The sequence below is a fragment of the Bulleidia extructa W1219 genome (assembly GCF_000177375.1).
GTDB classification, from domain to species: domain Bacteria; phylum Bacillota_I; class Bacilli_A; order Erysipelotrichales; family Erysipelotrichaceae; genus Bulleidia; species Bulleidia extructa.
Map to the genome: position 1 here is coordinate 73,844 of NZ_ADFR01000016.1, position 23,429 is coordinate 97,272.

24 protein-coding genes and 1 riboswitch are annotated in these 23,429 nt (G+C 36.1%); of the genes, 2 read left to right on the forward strand and 22 right to left on the reverse strand.

Translation table 11 applies throughout. The features are described from left to right. Positions 1 to 9 precede the first annotated feature (9 nt). Positions 10 to 3,021: a DNA polymerase III subunit alpha gene (dnaE, locus tag HMPREF9013_RS06430; RefSeq protein WP_198002141.1), complete on the reverse strand. Its 3,012-nt coding sequence runs from the start codon at positions 3,019 to 3,021 to the stop codon at positions 10 to 12. Between the two features lie 112 nt (positions 3,022 to 3,133). Between dnaE and HMPREF9013_RS06435 the strand changes: the two genes are divergently transcribed. Continuing rightward, entirely contained in the window at positions 3,134 to 5,632 is a 2,499-nt protein-coding gene (locus HMPREF9013_RS06435) for a transglycosylase domain-containing protein (RefSeq protein WP_006627576.1), read from the forward strand. Between the two features lie 54 nt (positions 5,633 to 5,686). Here HMPREF9013_RS06435 and HMPREF9013_RS06440 read toward each other — a convergent pair whose 3' ends face one another. From HMPREF9013_RS06440 to rpmG, 20 genes are all read right to left on the reverse strand, one after another. Then, entirely contained in the window at positions 5,687 to 6,001 is a 315-nt protein-coding gene (locus HMPREF9013_RS06440; protein ID WP_006627577.1) for a holo-ACP synthase, read from the reverse strand. A gap of 65 nt (positions 6,002 to 6,066) precedes the next feature. Beyond that, positions 6,067 to 6,297, reverse strand: a complete 231-nt coding sequence (locus tag HMPREF9013_RS06445; RefSeq protein WP_006627578.1) for a phosphopantetheine-binding protein — start codon at positions 6,295 to 6,297, stop codon at positions 6,067 to 6,069. Positions 6,298 to 6,299: 2 nt separating this feature from the next. Continuing rightward, positions 6,300 to 7,409: a diaminopimelate decarboxylase family protein gene (locus HMPREF9013_RS06450; protein WP_006627579.1), complete on the reverse strand. Its 1,110-nt coding sequence runs from the start codon at positions 7,407 to 7,409 to the stop codon at positions 6,300 to 6,302. After that, complete coding sequence (locus HMPREF9013_RS06455) at positions 7,406 to 8,884, reverse strand: amino acid adenylation domain-containing protein (RefSeq protein WP_040333748.1); 1,479 nt, start codon at positions 8,882 to 8,884, stop codon at positions 7,406 to 7,408. The genes HMPREF9013_RS06450 and HMPREF9013_RS06455 overlap by 4 nt, the downstream gene beginning before the upstream one ends. A 3-nt stretch (positions 8,885 to 8,887) precedes the next feature. Beyond that, a complete protein-coding gene (locus HMPREF9013_RS06460) occupies positions 8,888 to 10,414 on the reverse strand; it encodes an MBOAT family O-acyltransferase (RefSeq protein WP_006627581.1) in 1,527 nt (508 codons plus the stop codon). Continuing rightward, positions 10,411 to 11,301: a hypothetical protein gene (locus tag HMPREF9013_RS06465; RefSeq protein WP_006627582.1), complete on the reverse strand. Its 891-nt coding sequence runs from the start codon at positions 11,299 to 11,301 to the stop codon at positions 10,411 to 10,413. The genes HMPREF9013_RS06460 and HMPREF9013_RS06465 overlap by 4 nt, the downstream gene beginning before the upstream one ends. 98 nt (positions 11,302 to 11,399) lie before the next feature. Beyond that, entirely contained in the window at positions 11,400 to 12,386 is a 987-nt protein-coding gene (locus HMPREF9013_RS06470; RefSeq protein ID WP_006627583.1) for an NAD(P)H-dependent glycerol-3-phosphate dehydrogenase, read from the reverse strand. Next, positions 12,383 to 13,696, reverse strand: a complete 1,314-nt coding sequence (gene der / locus HMPREF9013_RS06475; protein ID WP_006627584.1) for a ribosome biogenesis GTPase Der — start codon at positions 13,694 to 13,696, stop codon at positions 12,383 to 12,385. The genes HMPREF9013_RS06470 and der overlap by 4 nt, the downstream gene beginning before the upstream one ends. A gap of 13 nt (positions 13,697 to 13,709) precedes the next feature. Then, complete coding sequence (gene cmk, locus HMPREF9013_RS06480; RefSeq protein ID WP_006627585.1) at positions 13,710 to 14,354, reverse strand: (d)CMP kinase; 645 nt, start codon at positions 14,352 to 14,354, stop codon at positions 13,710 to 13,712. Next, complete coding sequence (locus tag HMPREF9013_RS06485) at positions 14,354 to 15,193, reverse strand: hypothetical protein (protein ID WP_006627586.1); 840 nt, start codon at positions 15,191 to 15,193, stop codon at positions 14,354 to 14,356. The genes cmk and HMPREF9013_RS06485 overlap by 1 nt, the downstream gene beginning before the upstream one ends. A 56-nt stretch (positions 15,194 to 15,249) precedes the next feature. Further along, positions 15,250 to 15,870 carry an ECF transporter S component gene (locus HMPREF9013_RS06490; RefSeq protein WP_006627587.1) on the reverse strand — a complete coding sequence of 207 codons (621 nt, stop codon included), beginning with the start codon at positions 15,868 to 15,870 and terminating at the stop codon, positions 15,250 to 15,252. 57 nt (positions 15,871 to 15,927) lie between these two features. Next, positions 15,928 to 16,041, reverse strand: a riboswitch (FMN riboswitch). 58 nt (positions 16,042 to 16,099) lie between these two features. After that, a complete protein-coding gene (gene efp, locus HMPREF9013_RS06495; protein WP_006627588.1) occupies positions 16,100 to 16,657 on the reverse strand; it encodes an elongation factor P in 558 nt (185 codons plus the stop codon). A gap of 36 nt (positions 16,658 to 16,693) precedes the next feature. Then, positions 16,694 to 17,011, reverse strand: coding sequence for a hypothetical protein (locus HMPREF9013_RS06500; RefSeq protein ID WP_006627589.1), 318 nt, complete (start codon positions 17,009 to 17,011; stop codon positions 16,694 to 16,696). After that, positions 17,001 to 17,390, reverse strand: a complete 390-nt coding sequence (locus HMPREF9013_RS06505; protein WP_006627590.1) for a hypothetical protein — start codon at positions 17,388 to 17,390, stop codon at positions 17,001 to 17,003. Before HMPREF9013_RS06505 ends, HMPREF9013_RS06500 begins: the two co-directional genes overlap by 11 nt. Positions 17,391 to 17,549: 159 nt before the next feature. Further along, complete coding sequence (locus HMPREF9013_RS06510) at positions 17,550 to 17,855, reverse strand: hypothetical protein (RefSeq protein WP_198002142.1); 306 nt, start codon at positions 17,853 to 17,855, stop codon at positions 17,550 to 17,552. Beyond that, positions 17,833 to 18,135 carry a competence type IV pilus major pilin ComGC gene (gene comGC, locus HMPREF9013_RS06515; RefSeq protein WP_006627591.1) on the reverse strand — a complete coding sequence of 101 codons (303 nt, stop codon included), beginning with the start codon at positions 18,133 to 18,135 and terminating at the stop codon, positions 17,833 to 17,835. The genes HMPREF9013_RS06510 and comGC overlap by 23 nt, the downstream gene beginning before the upstream one ends. A 14-nt stretch (positions 18,136 to 18,149) precedes the next feature. After that, positions 18,150 to 19,097 (reverse strand): type II secretion system F family protein, encoded by a 948-nt coding sequence (locus HMPREF9013_RS06520; RefSeq protein WP_156780657.1) that lies wholly within the window; start codon positions 19,095 to 19,097, stop codon positions 18,150 to 18,152. 13 nt (positions 19,098 to 19,110) lie between these two features. Next, positions 19,111 to 20,052, reverse strand: a complete 942-nt coding sequence (locus tag HMPREF9013_RS06525) for an ATPase, T2SS/T4P/T4SS family (RefSeq protein ID WP_198002143.1) — start codon at positions 20,050 to 20,052, stop codon at positions 19,111 to 19,113. Positions 20,053 to 20,111: 59 nt separating this feature from the next. After that, a complete protein-coding gene (locus tag HMPREF9013_RS06530) occupies positions 20,112 to 20,702 on the reverse strand; it encodes an MBL fold metallo-hydrolase (RefSeq protein ID WP_006627594.1) in 591 nt (196 codons plus the stop codon). A gap of 29 nt (positions 20,703 to 20,731) precedes the next feature. After that, positions 20,732 to 20,884, reverse strand: coding sequence for a 50S ribosomal protein L33 (gene rpmG, locus HMPREF9013_RS06535; protein ID WP_006627595.1), 153 nt, complete (start codon positions 20,882 to 20,884; stop codon positions 20,732 to 20,734). 98 nt (positions 20,885 to 20,982) lie between these two features. On the opposite strand from rpmG, the gene ispG reads away from it, so the two are divergent. Beyond that, complete coding sequence (gene ispG / locus HMPREF9013_RS06540; protein ID WP_006627596.1) at positions 20,983 to 22,059, forward strand: flavodoxin-dependent (E)-4-hydroxy-3-methylbut-2-enyl-diphosphate synthase; 1,077 nt, start codon at positions 20,983 to 20,985, stop codon at positions 22,057 to 22,059. On the opposite strand, the gene HMPREF9013_RS06545 is transcribed toward ispG, so the two are convergent. Continuing rightward, positions 22,056 to 23,426 (reverse strand): DEAD/DEAH box helicase, encoded by a 1,371-nt coding sequence (locus HMPREF9013_RS06545; protein ID WP_006627597.1) that lies wholly within the window; start codon positions 23,424 to 23,426, stop codon positions 22,056 to 22,058. The genes ispG and HMPREF9013_RS06545 overlap by 4 nt on opposite strands. Positions 23,427 to 23,429 lie beyond the last annotated feature (3 nt).

Genomic DNA, 23,429 nt, shown 5'->3' on the forward strand with positions numbered 1-23,429 from the left:
TTCCTAACCTCATCCTACTCTCTCCAATTTCACTAACTCGATTGATTGTCGATTGGTGATCCTTCCTTTCATTCGAATCACTTGACCAACTTGTAATTTTCCTTTCAAGGTTTCATATAGTTGACTAAATATCAACACTTCTAACTGTCCACTTTCGTCTTCGATTCGAACAAAGGCCATATAATGCCCATTTTTATCCTGGTGTTCTTTGATTTGTGTGACCGTTGCTAACCCTATCTGATCAGGTTGATAAGACCAAGTTTTTAAAAATGGTAAGCACCAGTGGTTTTTTTGACGCACTAAAGCCGAAGGATCTAATTGAAGACTATATGAAAGAACAGATTGCTCATATTGTCGTTTCATATTCAAACTTTCTTTTTCATCTTGCAAAACAGGGCTGGAAACCAACTCGAAATTCAAATATTTCTTTCCTTGTTGATGGACAACACATAAAGAAGCATAGCGAAAAGCATCCTCTAATTGATGAATCAGTGCACTCCGACTATATCCAAAAAAGTCCAAAGCCCCTACTTTGATACATTCAAGTACTTGTTCTGAATGGATTCCCAATAAAGATAATCTGGCGACACATTGAAAATAATTTTCATAAGGACCGTTTTCTTTAAAATCTTTTTGAATCGCTTCAATTGTTTCATAACGTAAAGAAGGAATTGCCATGAGCCCCAGTTGAATGCCTTCCTTATCCATTCGACAATACGCTTCTTGACAACGTAAGTCAAAAGAATAAAAAGGAATTTTTTGAAGACGCATTTCTTTTAAAATCGTAGCCATCAACGAATTCGATTTCAAAGATTGATTCAACAAGACACTATAAAAGGTTAATGGATCATGAGCTTTGATATACAACATTTGATACGCCAATAATCCATAAGCCACCCCATGTGATAAATTAAAGCCAAAACCGCTTATAAATTCTTGAATCACACGCCATAAATTCGGATGAATCGCTGTGAACTTTTCTTCCAATCCTTTAATCAACTCAGGTTCTTTACAACCGTTTTTTCGAATGGTCTCTGCTTGGGCAAAGTTCATTCCTGTCACCTCTACCAATAATCGCATGACCTGTTCTTGAAAGATAAAAACACCATGAGTATTCTTCACAAGCTCTTGAATCGACTTCGGATACTCTGATCTCTTATTTTCAACGTATTGAGGAATGTGTTGAACCGCTTGCGGACGAGCAATCCCTAAAACATTAACCAATTCCATAAAGGAATTTGGTTTTAACCGTGGCAATTGTTGTCGCAAAAAAGGAGCATCCAGCTGGAATAAACCAGCTGTCAATCCACGATTTAATAAAGCATAACTATCCTGATCCTCTAAATCTAAGTGAGGAGTATCTATCTTTAAGTTGGTTTGATGTAACAGTTCTTTCAAAAAATCCAAGTTGGACAGAGACAAAAAATCCATCTTAATCAAACCATGTGTTTCTAACGTATCTTTATCCCACTGAATCTTTAAAAATCCATTGCTTTCCATAACCGGTACAACATCCAATAAACTCTTTTCACTAAGTACAATACCGGCCGGATGAATGGAATCTGATGTGTATAAACCCTCTAATTTCTGAGCCATCGCAAAAACCTCTTGGCAAGCTTTCGACTGTTTCACAGCATTTTGTAAGGCGATATCCCGTTCTTGCAACACCCTTAAATTGTCTACCTTATATTTAGCTCTTGCTTTTTTGACAGCCAAACTTAACGATCTGGCTTCCCTTTCCTTAAGAGTATAACACTGGCAAAGCGCTTGAATGACTTCTACACTCGCTAAGGAATGAAAGGTTGAAATTAAAGCCACATGTTCATATCCGTAAATCTTTTGTAAATAATTGAGTAATAGAGGTCGATCTTGGCTGGCAATATCTATATCTATATCCGGCATCTTTGTTCGATTCGGATTTAAAAACCGTTCAAATAATAAACCATATTTCAAAGGATCAATCTGACTGATCCCCATCGCATAAGCCATCAATGATCCCACCGCCGATCCTCTGCCTGGTCCTATTAGTAAGTTTTGTTTACGAGCATAACGAATGGCTTCATACACTATCAAAAAATAACGTTCAAACCGTTTTTCACAGACGATGTTAAATTCCATTTGAATCCGTGTTAAATAGGCTTTAGGAATCTCTTTGGTCTGAAGGCGTTTTTGAAGCCCTAAGAAAACCAATTGTTTTAAATAAGTCTTTTCATCTTTATCTTTTAGAAAAAACGGCTTTGGCAATTGAGTTTGAAATAAAGTTAAATTCACATGACATTCTCCAGCTAAACTGGAGGCTCTTTCTTGTTCTTCATCATCATAATATTGATGAATCTCTTCATCCGAATAGAAATAGCGACCAACTAAAACGGGCACACCGGGATCATGAATGGTTTTCTTTTTTCCCAATAACTCCAAAACATGAAAATCTTTTGCTTCAGAGGATGTTAAGTATTTTACTTTAGAAATAGCGACGGTAGGAATATTTTTAGATCGGCAAACTTGCTTTAAAAGAACATTACATTCCCTAAATTTTTGATTTTCATTATACGAAATAGCCACATCAAAAAAACGTAAGTCTTCCTGAAACTGGGTCAGTTGTATTTCTAAGATCTCTCTTTGCCCCTTTAACAACGCCTCATCAAATAACCCTCCTTCTCCATACACGATGATATGAATATGACCGGAATGATTTTTTAATTGATCATAAGAGACAGATCCTGTTTGACTGATTTGATAGGAATACCGAATCAATTCTTGATAACCTTGATTATCTTTTGCCAAGATTAAAAAAGGAACTGTCGAATTTTCTATCTGAACATCCATTTCCATTCCGAAAATGGCTTGAATTCCCTCTTTAGCACAAAGTTTTGAAAATCGATCATGTCCTGACAAAACATTATGATCACTAAGAACAAGACTCTGATATCCAAGCTTTTTAGCGTATCGGACATAGTCTTCTAAGCGTATAGTTGACTGGTAAAAACTATATTCGGATGTCACAAGCAAATGACTAAACATATTCTTATTATAAACGAAAAAAGACTTTCTTTTCATTTTACTTTATGTCTTATTTTTAGTAACATTTATTTGAATCATTTCTACGATTTAAACACATATGGAGGGGCGTCTTATGAATAAACCAAACATCAAAAAACCGATCTTATACTATGCCAATTGTGTTCTCATTGGCGTTTTAATTTTATACGCTTTGGTTGGTGGCTTTGCACTTGTTAAAGGAAGCCAATTGTTAAAAGGAATGCCCTCATTAAACGTCGATGACTTCCGCTCTTCCGATTCTACTAAAATTTATGATGCGAATCATAAACTCATTACAGAAGTTGGTAACTACTATCGGCAAAACATCTCTTATAAAGATATGCCTCAGGTTTTGGTAGATGCTTTTTTATCTGTTGAAGACTCTCGTTTCTTTGCCCATAACGGTTTTGACACACCTCGCTTTACCAAGTCTGTTATAGAAACATTGCTTCATCATAATATGCAAGGGGGATCCACCTTCACCATGCAGCTGGTAAAAAATACGTACTTTTCTACGGAAGATAAAGAAAGAACAGCCACTCTATCTTATAAAGCCCAACAAATCGTCTTAGCCATGAATTTAGAAAAGAAACTATCAAAAGAAAAAATCTTTGAGCTATATTTAAACAAATTAAACTTTGGTGATCGTATTCGTGGGGTACAAAAAGCCTCTCAATACTACTTCGCAAAAGATGCGAAAAACTTATCCCTATCGGAAGCTGCACTATTAGCCGGTATCATCAATTTACCGAATCGATATAATCCTTATCGTTATTTAGATTATGCAACATCTCGTCGTAATGAAGTTTTAGATTTGATGGAATACCATGGCTATATTACAGCCCGTGAAAATCAATTAGCGAAAAATATTAAACTTGAAAATCTTTTAAAAGGCAGTCAACATTTAAAAACTGAAAGTACACAATATAGTTCTTTTGTGGATGTAGCCTTGAATGAGGCACAAGAATTAACCGGAAAAGATCCTGTTTCTTATGGCATGGAGATTCATACAACATTAGTTCCTAAAATTCAAGAACGCATTGAAAAAATTCAAAATGAGAAATACTTTCGATTTCCAGATAAAAACATTCAGGTTTCTTTAGTGGCCATTAACAACAAAAATGGTGAAATTGCAGGTATTGGTGGTGGTCGAAATTATGGTGGTGGTGCTCGTTTATTGAATCGAGCCATTTCTAACTACAAGCAACCGGGTTCTTCCATCAAACCAATCATCGATTATGCCCCTGCTTTTGAACATCTAGGCTATTCCACCGATGAAGTTCTCTTAGATCAACCAATGACCTTCCCTTCTGAATCCCGTGTTCTACATAACGCTGACGATGACAATTACTATCGTGGGGATGTGGATATTAAAACCGCCTTAGCTCATTCCTTAAATATCCCGGCTATCCGATCTTTTGAAGCGGTGACCGCTAAAATTGGTTCCGATAAATATATCGATTATCTGCGAAGTCTTGGTTTCAAGAAAGCTCGCTATGGCAATTTTCACCCTTCCATTGCGATTGGTGGTAATTTATTTACAACAACTGTCACGGAAGTGGCGGGAGCTCATGCGGCCATGGTTAATCTCGGTAAATATAATCAGCCGCATTCCATTCGTAAAATCATTTATAACCGAAAAGAATACCTTCCACCAAATCAAAACAAACAAGTCATTTCTAGTGGTTCGGCTTATTTAACAGATGTCTTGATGGCTCATAATGTGACGTCCGGTGTTTACAACTATATGCAAGTTCTACGACGTCCTTATCCTGTTTATGCTAAGACCGGTACCACCGACTGGGGAACGTCCGGTTTGCAATACGGCATTCCAGAAGGAGCTGCTAAAGACAGTTGGATGATTGCTTCCACCTCCAATTACACTAATGCCGTTTGGATGGGCTACGATTTTGCAAAAAAAGGAGAAGGAACTTATCTTCATCAATGGAAGAGACTATTAAACATTCCTGGTCGCATCAATAACTTAATGCTAGATGTGGAAGAACAAATTCCGGGAGTTCAATTAAAAGGTGTTCAAAAACCAGATGATGTTGTCAATGTGAGATATTCGAAAGGAACCTATCCTCATATTGGAATTGACTCTCAAAACAATCATAACCCTATCACTTCCATGGTGTCTAAAAAAGGATTGGAAAACGTTCCAACCGTCTATGCTGGTGATTACCAAAAAGATCGCAATCATTTAGCCTTCTTCCACGCGTCTATCTCCAACGGTTTGATTTATGCCAATTGGGGAGCCCAAAATGTTTGCAGTGGATCAAGGGATATCTCTCTCCATGATCGTTTTAATCATATTTCAAAATCCGGAAAATGTATCGCTCATAATGGCTGGTTACCTTCTTTGAGAAATACGCAGTTCTATATGGATCTTTATCAAAATGATCAATACGTGACTACCGTCCAATCCAAGCGAAATACTTGGCAAGGTCTTCCCGCCTATTTCAAGGGAACTGTGAAAGCCTGTGGATGGATGGTGAGAAACGGTTCTAAGTCTGAAAAAATATGTACAACTGCCGGTTACTATGATCCGGAAGATACCAAAAAGAAGGATCAATCTCTAGAAAAGAAATAAAGGAACATCGTGATGAACAGATGTTAAGAACGTTCATCACTAGTTCCTTTTTATTCACTTTTCTTGTATATAAACAAAACTCACCACATATTCACCATCATGAGAGATTGAAATTTCAATTTCAGGATGATTTTTGACATAAGGAGAGCCATTTTCCTTATGTAAAATTTCATACGATAGATATTGCTGATCCTGCGTTGCCTTAAAAATAGCTTCTTTAGCACAAAAATGCGTTGCTAAATAGACCTTTTTTTGTTCATCATTCCGTAAACAACGGTACTCTTCCCATTCATCCCCCGTTAAAATAGAGGACGCCAAAGATTCTTTTAAAGAGATTCGATTGATCTTGAAGATATCTGTTCCAATCATAGATTTATTATAATAAAAATTTGGGACATAAAAAACATGATCTCTCTAGAATCATGTTTCTAAGATTATTCACTCTTTAATCGATTCACCAAAGCCAATAAAGCCTTAGCAGAATTGAAGTTTTCATTCACAATTTCCGTTGCCGGAATTGAAATATCATAATGATCATTCAAAGCACTGATGGTTTGAAGAATATCAAAAGAATCAAACACTTGATGATCAATCAAAAATTCTTCTGTTTCATAATCCACATCATCACGCACTTCTTCTTTTAATAAATTAATCAATTCTTCCATTTTTATCTCCTTGTGTTTAAAATATACGTTTCTTCTTGATCTCGCAATAATTCCAACTTATTGCCACTCAATTTATAGACGGAAGGCAATTTTCTGGATAAGAATAATCCAATCCCTTCTGTTACACCATAAGCTCCACAATTATGAAATACAAGTACATCTCCAATCTTTAATTTTGGCAAAGTCACTTTACGAACCAAAACATCTGCCGTTGTACAAAGAGAACCCGCCAAACAATAGTCTGCCATTTCTTCATTCTGTGGACTTTCTAGAAGAGGAACTTTCATTCCCATCATTTGACCATAGTAATTTAAATGATGAATGCCACCATCTAAAATAGCCACATAGCTGTCGTTTAATTTTTTGATATCTTGCACTTGACTATAATAAGATCCACAGTTATATACCATAAAACGACCCATCTCCACCATGACTTCTCTTTTTAAAGAGGATAGACTATCTTGAATCGCTTTCAAAGGAGCTAAATCCTCTGAAAAATCATCACCCACAAATAATGGAACCGGTAATCCCGGTCCATACTCCAAGGCTAACGAAAGACGATACTTTTTTTCCCACAACTTTAATTGAGCGTCCAACTGCTCTAATTCACTAATCTGATGTTGACTCTTTTTACGTTGAGTTCCTGCAAAATAGTGAATACCGATGATTTCAATTTGTGGATCCGGATGCTCAAAAAGATATTCTGTATCTTCTACGCTCATCCCAAATTGATTGCCGGACGTTAAACGAATATAAGCTTTCACTTTTTCATGACTATTTTTTAAAACCTCTTGGAGACGTTCAAAATGAACGATACTTTCAAAGCTAAATAAACGAACCCCATAATCAAAAGCTTCTTGAATATCCTCCACCGTTTTATTCACACCGGACATCAATATTTTAAAAGCCGGCACTTTTCGATCTATACAAATTTTCATTTCACCAGGAGAGCAAACTTCCAACTGGTCAACCGTTTCAAACAATGATTCCACCAGGAACGGATTAGCTTTAATAGAATAACATAACCCCCATTTCCCATCTGCAATCTTTTTAATATCACAAATACGCTTTAAAAGTACATTTTCATCCATCACATAATACGGTGTTTTCATACAAAATCTCCTTTCAAAGCTTGCCGATCAATTTTACCATTTTTAGTCATTGGTAAATGAGGCCAAAAATGAATATGATTGGGAATCATGTAGCTTGGTAACTTTTTCTTTAAAAAATCAGCCATTTCTTCTTTCGTTAACGTTCCTTCAAAATGAGCTTCTATCTTACTTCGTTTAGCATCATATAATACGCAAGCTCTTTCACAAGCCAAATGCTCTTGCATGACAATTTCAATCTCACCCAGCTCAATTCGGTGTCCTAAATGCTTGATTTGAAAATCTTTACGACCTTGGAAAAAAAGCTTCCCTGTTTCGTCATAATAAGCTTGATCACCCGTTCGATACATCCTTATTTCCACTTCTTTTACAAAAGGATTCAGCGGAAAAGAAGTCGCTGTTTTTTCCGGAAGATTCCAATAGCCAAGCGCTAAGCAATCTCCGCTCACGCAAATCTCACCTATGCGATTGGGTTCTTTTACTAATTGATCATTTTCATCCAGCAAGAATACCCATTCGTTATCAAAGGCTTTTCCAATACTGATATGATCCAAATCTCCTTTTTGATCAATGATTTCATAGGTGCAATTGCAAGTAATCTCAGTAGGGCCATATAAATTCACATACCGAACTTGTGGTAAAAACTTCATCCACTTTCTTAGATGTTTCACCGGCATAACCTCACCAGAGAATAAGATAGAATGAATTCTATCCGGCAAACGATACGATAAGCCGTTCATGATTGACACAAAACACAAAGCGGAAACCGCCCAAACTAATACTGTTGCTTCTTTTTCTACCAACAAATCCATCAAATCTGTCGGATTGGAGAAAAATTCTCGTGGAATCAAAATCACCGAAGCCCCTAAGTACATAGCCGAATACAAATCCTTCACTGAAACATCAAAATCCAGCGGAGCTTGATTCGCAAAAACATCGTCTTCCTGAAATTGAAACGTCTTACAAAAGGTAGGGATAAAATCAAGAACTGATCGATGACTAACCGCTACTCCTTTTGGTTGACCTGTACTGCCGGAAGTAAAATTGATATATAACGGTGCATTGGAATAACAATGAGTTTTTAGCTCTACTTCCTCTGTTGATAAAAGAATATCTTCTTCCAGTAAATACTCAAAAGAAGAAACTAGTTTTTCATATCCTTGTTTCACAATCAAGCAACTTGGCTGAAGCTGTTCTAACATTTTTGATAACCGCTCTTCACTTTGTCTAGTATCTAAAACACAATAGCACGCACCACAATAAGCACACGCCATCATCCAAGAAACCAGCTCAATGGACTTATCCATCAATAAAGCAACTGGCCGATACATTTGACTTCTATCTTTTAAAAATGAAGCCTTCTTTTGTGTCAAACGCCAAAACTCAGAATACGTTATTTGGCTGTTTTTTTCCATCAAAAAAATATTATTAGGAACCCGCTTTACTGTGTTTTCTAAAATATCAATTACCGTTTTCATCATTTAAAACCCCGCATACATCATCGCCACATGATCAAATCCTGGCCCATAAGTCGCAAATAAAATATACGCGACAACTAAACCATACATCACTAAAACCTGAATAGATCCATGAGAACTAAAGAAGCTTTGTTTCCAATCCCAACCTTTTTCTTTTGCGATATTGAAAAGACTCACTAAAACAAAACCAATCCCGACCACCAACCACTCTGCCTTAGTAATAGAAACGATCGATAAGAAAGCTGATAATTCTTGTCCTCTAAAATTAGAGAAAATACTTTTGACCATCATCCCAAAAGCACTTAAATTCGGTGATAAAAATAACGCTTCCCCAAGACAAACAATTATAATCAATTTGATAAAGCGAAGAGTCTTAACACCAAATGAATCAGAAGAGACTCCTGTTTTTTGATAAAAAGACTGCATTGGTTTTTCCAGCAATAAATCCAATAAAATAAAGATAAAATAGTACAACCCATATAAAATATAGGTCGATTGCGGACCATGCCAAAGTCCATTTGCCAACCAAACAAAGAATAAAGCAATGATCGGACCAACTAAGCGAGCCACTGACTTATTGATGTGCTTTTTTGTCCATTTACTCATTTTCTGAACCGGCTTTGCTAAAGAAATCGGATAAAAGATGTAATCACGGAAAAAATGACCCAATGTCATATGCCAACGGCGCCAAAACTCCGAGGCATCTTTCGCAAAAAATGGTTGATTAAAGTTTTCCGGTAATGTAATTCCCAATAATTTAGCCGAACCAATTGCCATATCTACTGAACCGGAAAAATCCATATAAATTTGTAAAGTACACAACCCAATTCCCAATAATGAAATGGAACCGATATGTGTATAAGATTTAAAAATAAGAGCCACCACCGGAGCGATTCCATCCGCAATGACTGATTTTTTCAATAGCCCCCAAAAAATACGGATAAATCCCTCTTTCAAATCATTGAAGCTAGCCCCGTCTGCTTTCCTAATTTGAGGAACCACCTCTTTAAAACGTGTGATAGGTCCCAAAACAATGGTTGGAAAAAAGCTCGTATATACTAAAACATCCACTAAACTCGGATTTTTTATCTTATTTGTTTTCACATCCACTATCAAAGAGATCAATTGCAAGGAATAATAACTAATTCCTAGCGGTAAAATTAACCTTTTTACTTGTAAATTAGAAGAAAAGAAAGAATTAAAAATTTCAATGAAAAAATTCCAGTATTTCAGTTTGAATAATACCACTAATAAAAAGACGATACTAAAAAAGGTAACTACATTCTTTTTCCTTTTCTTGATACATTTATCTTTTTCTTTCAATTCTATCTTATCTAATAACCAACAAGACATATAGACAAAAATAGACGAAGCTAAGTAAATAACCACTAATTTCCGTGACCAGTTAAAATAAAAGGCCATATTGATTAATAAAAGAGCATATTTTCGAAAACGTTTTGGCACGATGTGATAGAAAAGAACGGCTAAAGGAAGAAAACCGGCAATGTATAAAATACGAGTATAACTCATTGTTGTTGACCTCTTTCTAATTCTTTAACCAAGTAGGAGCCTAACGCTTTTCTGATTTTTTCTTCACCAAAGTCATTTAAATGATCACCACCATCACGATAATCTTTCTCAAAATCAATCTTCACCTGTTTTAATTTCAAATTATAATCGATATAGCGAATGCCATTTTGATTTGCCCACTTTTCAACTTCATCATGTCTCTTTTGATTCCAATTCACAGGACTTGGAACACTGACCAACACTAACTTCACACCAGAATCATGGCATAGCTTTTTAATCTTATCCAAGTACTTTAAATTAAAACGATTTAAATACGTAATATTATATGGATTTAAAGGGTTAAAAGGAATTTTCTTTTGTTTCATATAATCCATTCTCTTTCGATACGCTTCTATCGTTTTATCCGGATAATACCCCAAATGAGGATCTTCTTTCCCCTTTAAATCAAACCGATACATCGCATGATAATTCATAATTGGAAAAAGGTTCATTAAATCAAAACGATTATATTTATTGGTAGCATTAAACAGAGCGTGTGCCTCTAAAACGATGATTTTCGGCTTTTGCGTTTTTAATGCTTCACGAATCATAACATAGCTATCCAAGGTCATTTGGCCGGTTGTTGATAAATTATAGTTTTTAATTCCGAATTCTTTTTCATATCCCTTTGGATTAAATCCTGTCCAAGCCAAACTATCCCCTACAAAAAGAACTTCTTTTGAAAACGGCTTTTCTTGTTGATATGTCGATAATTTTGGTTGTACATATTGATAATGGTATCCATATTTTTCTAAACTACCAAATGGAAGTCCTATTACATAAACAACCACCACTAATCCTAAGAAAAATAAACCTATCTTTACAAATAATTGAACTATTTTTTTCATGTCGATTCATTCTAACATAAAAACAGTCATGAAATAAATACTTCCGCATGAGGTTATTTTTCTTCAACCAAATAAAAAAGGAACTTCAGTTCCCTTCATTACTCCTCTTTTAACTCTCTAGCCATCAAATCTATCATAGCTTGACTTGGCTTTTTTCCTTCATACAAAACCGCATACACTTCATTTGTGATAGGCATATCAATGTGATGTTTTTTTGCTTCTAGATAAACAATCTTACAAGCATACATACCCTCTACTGTTTTTTGATTATTTTCTAAAAATTTCTTTGCACTATCCTCCCGACCAATTTCATAACCTGCCATAAAGTTACGAGAATGTCGAGAGGTACAAGTCACGATCAAATCTCCAACACCATCTAAACCTAAAAATGTTTCCGGTTTACTACCAAAATAGATTCCATAACGACTGATTTCCGCTAATCCGCGTGTCATTAGAGCCGCTCTAGCATTGTCTCCTTGTCCTAAACCATCTAGGATTCCTGAAGCAATGGCCATCACATTTTTTAAAGCCACGCCAATCTCGGCTCCAATCAAATCATAATTTCGATATACTCGGAAGTAATGATTTGAAAAAACTTCTTGAACAATTCTTGAGGCTTCTTCATCTTCACTTACTGCATTAATTGATGTCAACAAACGAAGGACCACTTCTTCAGCATGGCTTGGTCCTATCAAGCTGACAATTCTTGCTTGCTTGTTTTGAAAAGCTTTTTGAAGAACAACAGACAAACGTTCATGGCTTATAGGATGGAACCCTTTCGCCACATTAACAATAATCACACCCTCTTCTAAATAAGGGCTAACTTGTTTAGCCACGGATTCTAGAGCAATAGAAGGTACCGCCATCAAAACAATTTGGCTACCTTTTACCACTTGAATATCTGTACTGGCTTTAATGCTAGGGTTTAATGCCGCAGTAAAAAACTTAGAATTATGATGATTATTTTGAATATCCTCTACTTCTGTAATTTCTTTACCCCACATTTGAACCTCATGGCCGTTATCCGCCAACACCTGTGCTAATCCGGATCCCCAAGATCCTGTTCCAAGAATGGAAATTTTCATTCTGACACCTTCTTTCGAGCAATGATACGAATTGGCGTCCCTTCCAATGGGAACGCATTTCTTAATGTATTTTCTAAAAAACGTTCATAGCTAAAATGCAATAATTTAGGATCGTTACAAGACAACATAAAGGTTGGTGGCTGAATACCAACTTGTGTGGCGTAATAAATGCGAAATCTTTTTCCATTATGAGTGGGGGATGGAGTCGTGATTTGAGCATCTCCCACCACCTCATTTAAAACATTCGTTGGAATTCTTCTTTTAGCATTTTCCAAAATCATATCGACTATTGGTAAAATTCGATTCACCCTTTGATGTGTTTTGGCTGACACAAATACAATCGGAGCATAACTTAAGTATAAAAAATGATCCCTTACCTTTTGGGTAAACTCATTCATCGTTCTATCATCTTTTTCAACAATGTCCCATTTATTCACCACAATAATAATTGGTTTATTCATCTCAACAGCGTAGCCGGCCACATGCTTATCCTGTTCACGAATACCAGCTTCTCCATCCATCACAAACAAAACCACATCACAGCGTTCAATGGCTCTCATGGCTCTTAAAACCGAATATTTTTCAATGGATTCATATATTTTTCCACGCTTACGAATACCTGCTGTATCCACAATAATGTATGGCTTACCTTCATGTGTAAATGGTGTGTCAATAGCATCTCTGGTTGTTCCTTGAATATTGGAAACAATAGCTCTTTCCTCATTTAAAATGGCATTGACCAAAGAGGATTTTCCAACATTCGGTTCTCCAATCACAGCCATCTTAACCCCTTTTGTCTCAGGAATATCCATTCTTTTTGGCATCAATTCAAAACAACGATCTAAAACATCTCCTACACCGACTCCATGAATTCCCGAACAGGCCATCGGATCTCCTAGGCCAAGCTCATAAAATTCATAAATATTGACCATACGACTTTGATCATCAATTCGATTCACCGCTAAAACAACCGGTTTTTTATTTTTCTGCAATAAACCGGCAATAAAACGATCGTCCTCCATCACCCCCATTTGTCCATCACAAACCATCAGGATGACATCTGCTTCTTCCATTGCAATATCCACTTGCGCTCGGATCTCTGTTTGGAATGGCTGATTGGCTAATTGAATGCCGCCTGTATCAATCACCCGAAAAGAATTTCCTGCCCACTCTGCACTACCATACAAGCGATCTCGCGTAACACCCGGTATATCTTCTACAATAGACATCCTTTCACCAACCAAACGATTAAAAATCGTACTCTTTCCTACATTTGGTCGACCGACAATGGCTACCACCATTTCTTTCATACTCGACTCCTTTCTAGAGATACGAACAAACTTTCTCGACCACTTCTTCAATAGTCATATCCGAACAATCAATACGCACCGCATCCCTAGCTTGCTTCAAAGGAGAGGCACTTCTTGTTTCATCCTGTCGATCCCTTTCTTCCATAGCCTTCACGACTTCTTCCAATGTGATAGAAGAATTCTTTTGTTGCTCTTCTAAAAAACGTCGTTTCGCTCTTGCCTTGACACTGGCCACTAAGAAGATCTTCAGTTTAGCATCCGGCAACACTACCGTACCAATATCACGACCATCCATGATAAAACCCTTTTCTTTCGCCAAAAACTGTTGTCGAGCCACCATTTCTTGACGCACCTTCGCCCACTTAGAAATATTTGAAGCCCCAATAGAAACTTCAGGTTCACGAATGATTTTAGTCACCTCTTCACCATCTAAAAAGACCCGATCACTCTCCAAGCGAATCTCTGTTTCATTCAAACATTTTACTAAATCCTTTTCATTTTGCTGTGAAATACCTTGCCGAATGGCTTTTAAAGCCAAACAACGGTACATAGCTCCTGTATCTAAATGCGTCATACCCAAATTTTTTGCAAGTTGTTTAGAAATGGTGCTTTTGCCCGCAGCACTAGGCCCATCAATCGCAATATTATATCGTTCCATTAATGCTTGCCTCCAAAAATACTCATAAATACAAAAGTCAATATAATCACCAAAGCCACAATTAAAATAACTAATACAATATTTAAAATACGGTTAGTTCTTCTCACTTTCGTATTCAAAGAAGCCACATCATCTCCATAATTTTCTAATTGAGCTCGCATGGAAGTTGTCTCATTTAAAAGTTGTTGATGCGTAGATTGTTCTTCTTGTCGATTCATCTCCGGGATTTCCATTGAATATTGTGAATCCTCGGTTGAAGAAGCCACTCTTCCAGCCATGATATCCTGTACTTCTTTCATGATATCAGCCTTTGTTAAATTTTGAGTCGATTCACTAGATGAATTTACTTTTTGAAAAGGGATATCAGTCGTACTGCTATCTTCTAATGGTTCATAGTGCCGCTGTTGCTTTGGAAAAGGACGTGTCACTAACTTCTCTTCTTTCTTTAAAGAAGTCAAAATATCCAAAGAAGTCTCTTCGCTGGCCGCCTGACCATGTTCAACATTATAGCGTTTAGCTTCCTTAAGATATTGATTGATATATTCATTATCTAAAGGAGAAGCTTCAACATGACTCAAAGCTTCTAACGGAGATAAATCTGACTGTTCAATCCGACTTGGTTGACGCGGTGTTGCAACCATCTCTTTGGCATGATTCGCTTTTTTGATCTCTGTATTTTTTTCACTAGGCACTTTAAAATTACTTTGATCGATACGATTTAAACGACGAGCCAACCGTGATAATTCTTCACTTTGAATCGGGGTATCCAGAAGTGATTCTTGTTCTTGCATACTACTTCTTAATTCTTTGTATTTTTTTGTACGGGAAAATTCTGACATATTAACTCTCCAATCGTCAAAATTATACCATAAAGAAAAGAGCCTTTCGGCTCTAATTAACGATGTAATAGCGGACTGATTGATTTATACAATAATAAAGTGCAAATAGAAACGATGATTCCTTTGATTAAATTAAAAGGAAGTACTGATAAAAGCACAAATCCCAAAGAATCTTGGATGAGTGGAATAATGGCTTGCCCGGCCTTTACAATTGAAGAAATACTCGTATGAAAGAAATATGCATACGCAGGTAATAATAAGAAATAATTCGCAATTACTCCTGTGGTCGCCATGACTATAGTTCCTACACCCAATCCAATGAAAGCATTCTTTTTTGTTTTCTGTTTTTTATAAATGAACATAGCTGGCAAAACAAAAGAAAGACCAATTAAAAAATTCGCCAATTCTCCTACAAAAGCGGTTACCGTTCCTTTGAAAAGAAGATGTAAAACAATCTTTAAAGCTTCTATACAAACGGCCGCAAAGGGGCCCAAACTAAATCCGCCAATCAAAACAGCCACTTCACTTAAATCAAATTTATAGAAAGGCGGTGCAATGAATGGTAATGGAAATTCAATAGACATTAAAACAAAAGCCAAGGCTCCCATAATCGCCATCAGCGCCACACGTTTGATGGTAGAAACTTTTCTTTCTACTGTTTGAACATTTTCTGACATAGGTTTCTCCTTCCCTCTTACAAAAAAAGAGGTTCTAAGTAACCTCAGGAAAGATAATAAAAGACTCTTTCATCCAGACTCTACTGTCGCCTTCGGAATCACACCGAATCATGCCATAGGCTCGCGGGGTATACCGCCGGTAGGGAATTTCACCCTGCCCTGAGTTACACTTTAATTATAGAAAAATTCGACCAACATGCAAGAAAAAAGAATTCATTCTCTGAATTCTTTACGCACGTCCACAATATTTACCATCCGATGTACTGACGACAATCATTTCTCCATTTTGAATAAATAAAGGAACCCTAATACTAAGCCCTGTTTCAACAACCGCATTCTTCGTAGCCGAAGTAGCTGTATCTCCTTTCACCGCTTGCTCGCATTCAGTTATCTGCAAAGTCACTTTATCCGGCAAAGAAACCCCCAAAATTTCACTACCATAAGTTGTTACAATAACAGAATCATTTTCTTTCATAAACTGCATTTCCCAAGTCAATCGTTCTTTAGGAATTTCTATTTGATCATAAGTATCATTATCCATAAAAATCAAATGACTGCCATCGTCATACAAATATTGCATATTCTTTTTTTCAATTTCAGCTTGTTCAATCTTGTCGCCTCCCGTAAAAGAAAGCTCATTAATAACACCGGTCCGCATATTCCGAACCTTCACTTTAACAATCATTTGACGCATGGCTGTTTTATTGTGATCAACATTGATGACTGTATACAAATTGCCCTCATAAGAAATAGACATATTCGGTTTTAAATCATTAACTATTATCATTCTTCTTACCACCTTTTCTATGTTATTCTACCCAATTCAAAAGGACTTATCAACTTGAAAATGATATTCAATGACTTCCTTATTCACCAAATCCACTTTAATTTCCATCTTCTTTTTTTGAGGATAATAAATTTCTTTAATGATTTTATTTTCTTTAACACTTCCTTTTTTCAGATCACACTCAACTTGTCGAATGATTTTTCTTTCTTCTAAATAAAACGCAAAATCTTTCTTTAGATTTTCTTGAATCATCATTTCCTTTTTCTTAAAATCTAATTGTTCACCAAGATAATACCCATAAAACAAAAACAATGCCAAAAAATAGATGGATATGAATCCCTTCTTATGGCACATAGATTCCCACCTTTCTTTCCCCATAATTGGAACGATAGACCAAATAAATCTTTTTTTCGAATTCTTCAAAAGAAACAAACTGGATTTTTTCTAAAAAAATTTGTGTCCCCGGTTGTAAAATTAACTTTTCATTGACCAATAATAAAACCTTTTCCTGTTGACCAAGACGATAATGAAGTTGATGATTTTCAAGGGAAAGATCTTTTGCCAGCATCAACTCTCTTCTTAATTGGGCCAAAGCAATTTCATCTTGCCAAAGAGAATATGTTTCCCTTCTTTTCTGTGTTCTTAAGAAAGAAGGAATCACCGATACTAAGCTCACTAAAACGAGAATGGACAATAAGACATCGATGATGAGACTTCCTCTTTGACTTCGCATGATGAACTCTTCTCCTTTTCAAAACCTCTTTGAATCCATTTTTGATAGTTCTCTAGTCCTGCATCTTTTTGAAGATAAAATAACACCTGATACCCTAAGCTGACTAACATCATAAAAATAAACACACAAATTAGAGCTTCCATTAGAAAAAATCCAGATTTACTCCCACCGTAATCGCCCTTGTGCAATTCGAATCACCACCTTTTGTTTCAAGGATTCTATCCATTTGCTTTGACCATGATCAACATACCCATTTGCATAAAAGAAGATTCCTTCATACTCTTCAGTTCTTTTATTGGCCATCGCTGTACTTTGAGTCAATAAGTAATTCAAAGACCACCCTTGTTTAGATACAAAACCACGAAATAAAGGCATAGGGGTCCACACAAATAAAATAGATAATACCAATAAAATAACCAACAATTCCATGAAGCTAAATGCCTCAACGTATCTTTGCTTGACCATTTTGAATAATGAGATGTTTTGATCCATCACAAGTTAATTGCGATTCACTTAAAAGTCCTTCCGAAACCAATTCATTCACTGAATTGGGCAAACGATCATGAGCCAATTTGTACTGTAAGATAGCTGAATCTCCTATTTTTTCTAGCGCTTGGCATCCTTTATGATTGACAATCGTTAAGGTTTTTTGAATATTCGGAACCACCAATAAAAATAAAACTGAAATAATTAAAATCACAATGACCATTTCCAATAATGTAAATCCACGAACTTTCTTTTCCATTCTCTTTCCTCCTTTCAAAATTGCTGAAGAAACCGCATCGGATAAAGAATCACTTGATACATGAGCACCAATAAATAGGCAATCTGTCCATAAGCAAAACACTGTAAAATCATTGAAAAACGCTTTAAGCGTTGATTTTGTTTATCACTTGCAATGACCAAATATCTCTCTAGTAAAAGAATAGTATCTTTAAAAAAATAAGAAAGTTGAAAGAAACGCTGTAAATTAGGCTCCACAATCCGATGAGAATAAATAGCTTGAAAAGAAATACCAAGACACAATAAACGGTTAAATTCACCAGCTATATAACGAACCATAGGTTTTTCCTGAATGTGACTTAATAGCCGAAAACTTTCTTGACTGGATTGTTGAAGTTTTAAACATTCTAAATAATATTCCACAAATTCTATTGAACCTTTCTGGACAAAATAACTTCTTGGATATACCTTACTCAACACACGATACAAAACAATCTGCACTTTCTTTATTTTCAAAAAAGTCACTAAACCGATCAATCCAAATGATAAAAATCCCATCATGATCCAAGAAAGCCTTAAACTTCTTTCCACCTCTTTTAAAGACTGATGTTCAATCGCAAATGAATCAATGACCCTTGTCATTGTGGGAAGAATGAAGTAAGAAAACGCAAAACTACCGATACTGACTAAAAGAACCAGCAAGAAAGGATAAGTTAATTTCTTTTCCATTGCTTTTTTCTTTTGTTGTTCCATTTGCGTCAAACAAATAGCTAATTGTAAAGATTTTGAAAAAGACAAAAGCGATAAAAATCCCTCTAAATGAACCCATAATTTTTTGGGACAAACTTGATGAAAAGCCACCTCTAAAGCTTCCCCTTCTTCTAATTGCCTCTTCAAATACTCAATAGCTTTTTCATTTCTTTTTTCTTCAATCAGTGTTAAAGCATCCTTTAAAGGAATATCTTGTTTTAATAGTTGATTCAAATACAAACAATCTTCAAAAGAAATAGACTTCCTCCGATTGTTTAATCTGCTTTTCCAAAGGGATAAATTCCGGGGAATGTTTTTGATTTTGAAAATAATACCTCAACTCCTTTTCATCCATCATTTCATAAACAGATTGTTTATGACCATCTTCTTCAATCAACTCTTGATAAGAAATGCCCACTAACACTTCTTTCAATTGATTTAAAGAAACACCTAAATCCACCATTCGACTGATGGCTAAAGAAGAACTGGCAGAATGAATTGAACTAAATACCAAATGGCCGGTTAAAGCACAACGATACGCCATTTTTGCGGCAATACTATCTCTAATTTCACCAATGAGAATAATATCCGGATCATGTCTAAGCAACTGTTTGATGCCTTCTTCATAACTCAGCTGTTCTTTAGATACTTGTAACTGAACCATATTCTCTTGATAAACTTCAATAGGATCTTCCAAACTAAAGACCTTTTTTCCCTCAATTTGGTGTAAAAGACTATACATAGTGGTTGTCTTCCCACTTCCTGTTAAGCCACTGAATAACACAAAGCCACTTTTCATTTGAATCATCTTCTTCATCCATCTTTGATTGTTCTGAAAAGGAGTCAATTCTTCAATGGAAAAGTGATGACTTTGATTAAGAATCCTTAAAACCGCTGATTGCTTGTGGTGACTTTGGATCAAAGCAAAGCGACAACTTAAGTTCTGTTCTCCGATTTGAATTTCGAAAGAACCACTTTGAGGTACATAAGCTCTTGAAACATCTAAATTAGATAAATACATCAAATAATGAAACAAGCGTTCATCCTCCGGTCTTGTTCGTACCTTCTCAATTCCCTGCATGGTGCGTAATTCCATCTGAATGACTTTACCATCTTGTTTAATAAAGTGAATATCACTTGCTTTTCGAAATAGAGCTTCTTTTAACCACTCTTCTAATCTTTCCTTCATATCCATGCACACTTATATTCCCTAATAGAAGAAACATCCATAAAAAAAGATGAGATTTCTCATCTTAAGAAAATATTGGTTTGAAGCTCATAAGCCAAGCTAGTCACTTGATCATGTCCCGGATACACTTTTAGCCCGGGATTTAAGTTTTTTAATTTTTGTAAGCTTTGCATCAAATCTCTTTCATTTCCGCCATATAAATCACTTCGTCCTATAGTTCCTCTAAATAAGGTATCTCCTGAAAACAAGCAATCTTTCAACAATAAGCACGTTGAGCCCATGGAATGTCCTGGTGTATACAAAACTTCGGCTTGGAAATGTCCTATTTGAATCATTCCTTCTTCAACAGCTAAAAAAGGATGATAAATAGGCGCTCCTGACGGAATCAAAAGATTTGGATCAACCAAATCACGATCACCTTCATGCATATACAATGGAGTATTTGGATAAGCATCCATCAAATCATCTACTGCAACCGTATGATCACTATGCCCATGTGTTAAATAGATACCGACCACTTGAAAACCAAGCAAATAAGATTGAATGGCGGAAAAAGAATTTCCCGGATCAATGATTAAGGCTTCTTTTTCTTCCAAACAAATATAAGTATTCTCTTGAAACTTTCCTTGATTTAAACAAATCACTTTCATATAGACGTAATAAAAAAATAGTCCGATGACTATTTCTTCTCCTTATGTAGAGTCATTTTTCTAAGACGCTTGCTATATTTCATAACTTCTAACTTTTCAGGATGCTTGCGCTTATTTCTTGTCGTGATATAGTCCTCTTCCCCACATTCTGTGCAGACTAAGATAACATTTTCTCTTGCCATGATCCACCTCCTGGTCTTTGCTAAAAGATTATATCATAGTTTTCTATCAGTGGACAAATAAATGAAATAGTGAAAAAATATTTTTGAGGAGGATCTAGATGAAACGAAGTGAAACAAGACCAATCTATGTTGGATCCGTACAAATCGGCGGCCAAAATAGGTGCGTTTTACAATCGATGACAAATGTTTCTACTCATGATGTAGAAGCCAGTGTCAAACAAATCAATGAATTAGCCAAAGCTGGATGTGAGATTGTCCGTTTAGCTGTTTTAAATGAAAAAGATGCCGAAAAAATCGGTGAAATCAAAAATCGAACCAGCGTTCCCTTAGTCGCAGATATTCACTTTAATCATAAACTTGCCCTAACTTGTCTAGACTTAGGAATTGATGCTATTCGTATCAATCCAGGAAATATTGGCGGAAAAGAAAATGTGGAAGCTGTTGTCAAAAAATGTCAAAAAAGAAATGTGCCCATTCGTATTGGAATCAACTCCGGCTCCCTTGAAAGAGAACTCTTGGTAAAGTATGGCGGTCCTTGTGCCGATGCCATGTTAGAAAGTGCTGATAAACATATCAAAATTCTAGAAGATCTGGGTTTTGAAGACATTTGTTTATCGTTTAAATCTTCCAATGTAGCTTTAACTATTGAAGTCTATGAAAAAGCCTCCCAGAAATACCCCTATCCATTGCACTTGGGGGTCACAGAAGCAGGCGGATTTAGGGATTCTTCTATTAAATCCTCGGCTGCTTTAGGAGCTCTTCTCTATCAGGGAATCGGTGATACCATGCGTATATCCGTTTCTGCTGCTCCTGTTGAAGAACTTTATATTGGCAAACAACTCTTAAGGAGCTTTAAATTGATAGAAGACGTCCCTGATTTAATTGCTTGTCCAACTTGTGGTCGTATCCAATATGATATGTTACCACTGGTAAAAGAAATGGAAGATTATCTTCAAGACCTTCATTCCAATATCACTGTTGCTGTTATGGGATGTCCGGTTAATGGTATCCAAGAAGCCTCAAGAGCTGATATTGGTGTAGCAGGTGGTGTCAAACACGGCCTTATCTTCCGCAAAGGAAAAGTCATCCGTAAAGTTCCCCAAGAAGTCCTTCGAGATACCCTTATTGAAGAAATCAATAAATTAGTACAAGAAAAGCTTAGTCAATCAAACTAAGCTTTTTTACTACCTTCTTTTAATTCTTTAGCTCTTTGTTTATAGCGGGCTTTTTTCTCTTCTTTAATCTTTGAACGAATAAAGTCTCTTCTTTTTTGACGATAAAGTTTATCAATTTCTGCTTCTCTTTTTTTCTTATAACCGGGTTTTACCTTAGTGTTTTTCTTAGTCATCATTTTAGAAATCTGAATCTGCATTTCTGTATCTTTTTTAGAATGACGTTTCCCATATGGGCGAAGTTCTTGCCAGTTATGACGATGATAACGACGATGTTTAAATGAAATACCCTGTTTCATTAAAGAACGAATGGCTTCATCATCACTTTCATGATATAAGGCATAACAAGTTCCTTGAACACCAGCTCTTCCCGTGCGGCCAGCACGATGAATATAATATTCCAACTCATTTGGAAAGCCACATGAAATAACAAAACCAACTTCCCCAATATCCATACCACGTGCTGCCAAATCAGTCGCAATCACATACTCATATTGAGATTGAGATATTTGTTTCATGGCTTGTTTCCGTTGGCGAGAATTCAAATCACCATGTAATTCTGTCAACTTCACACCATGGTCCCGCAACTCTTGTGAAATTTCATGTGCTTCTTTACGAGAATTCGCAAAAATTAAGCAAACATACGGATTGAATCCGGGCATAATCTTTAAAATAGTTTCCGCATAACTGCGGTGATAACATGGAATCAACACATGATCAATATTCTTATTATTCGATTGGCGCTTACCAATTTCCACCGTCATTGGATGACGCATATATTTTTTAATAAATGGTTTCAATTGATTTGGCAAAGTAGCTGAAAATGACAACATTTGTACGTCTTCCATTCGTGAAACCATCGCGTCAATATCCGCCAGAAAACCAAATTCCAGTGTCATATCCGCCTCATCCACTACTAAAATTCTAGCTTTATCCAAACGCAAGGAATGATCTTCTAAAAATAAATCTTTTAAACGCCCTGGTGTACCAATCACTACATGAGGCTGTTGATGTTGAAATTTCTTGCTGTCTCTTACTCTTTCTTTGCCACCAACCACAGCACTGATTCGAATCTTAGGAAGATAATTTTCTACTTCTTTAGCCATTTCATAAATTTGATAAGCCAATTCCCTTGTCGGAGCTGTCACCACAGCTTGCACCTGATCAAGACTGACATCAATTTTTTCAAAAATAGGTACCAAGAAGGCATGCGTTTTACCGGATCCGGTTTCCGATAAACCGATCATCTCCTTTCCTTGTATAATCAAAGGGATCATTTCTTCTTGAATCGCTGTCATCTCTTTAAAATGTTTATCTTTTAACCATTGTTTCAATGGTTCTTGAATGTGTAAATCTTCAAACTTTTTCATATA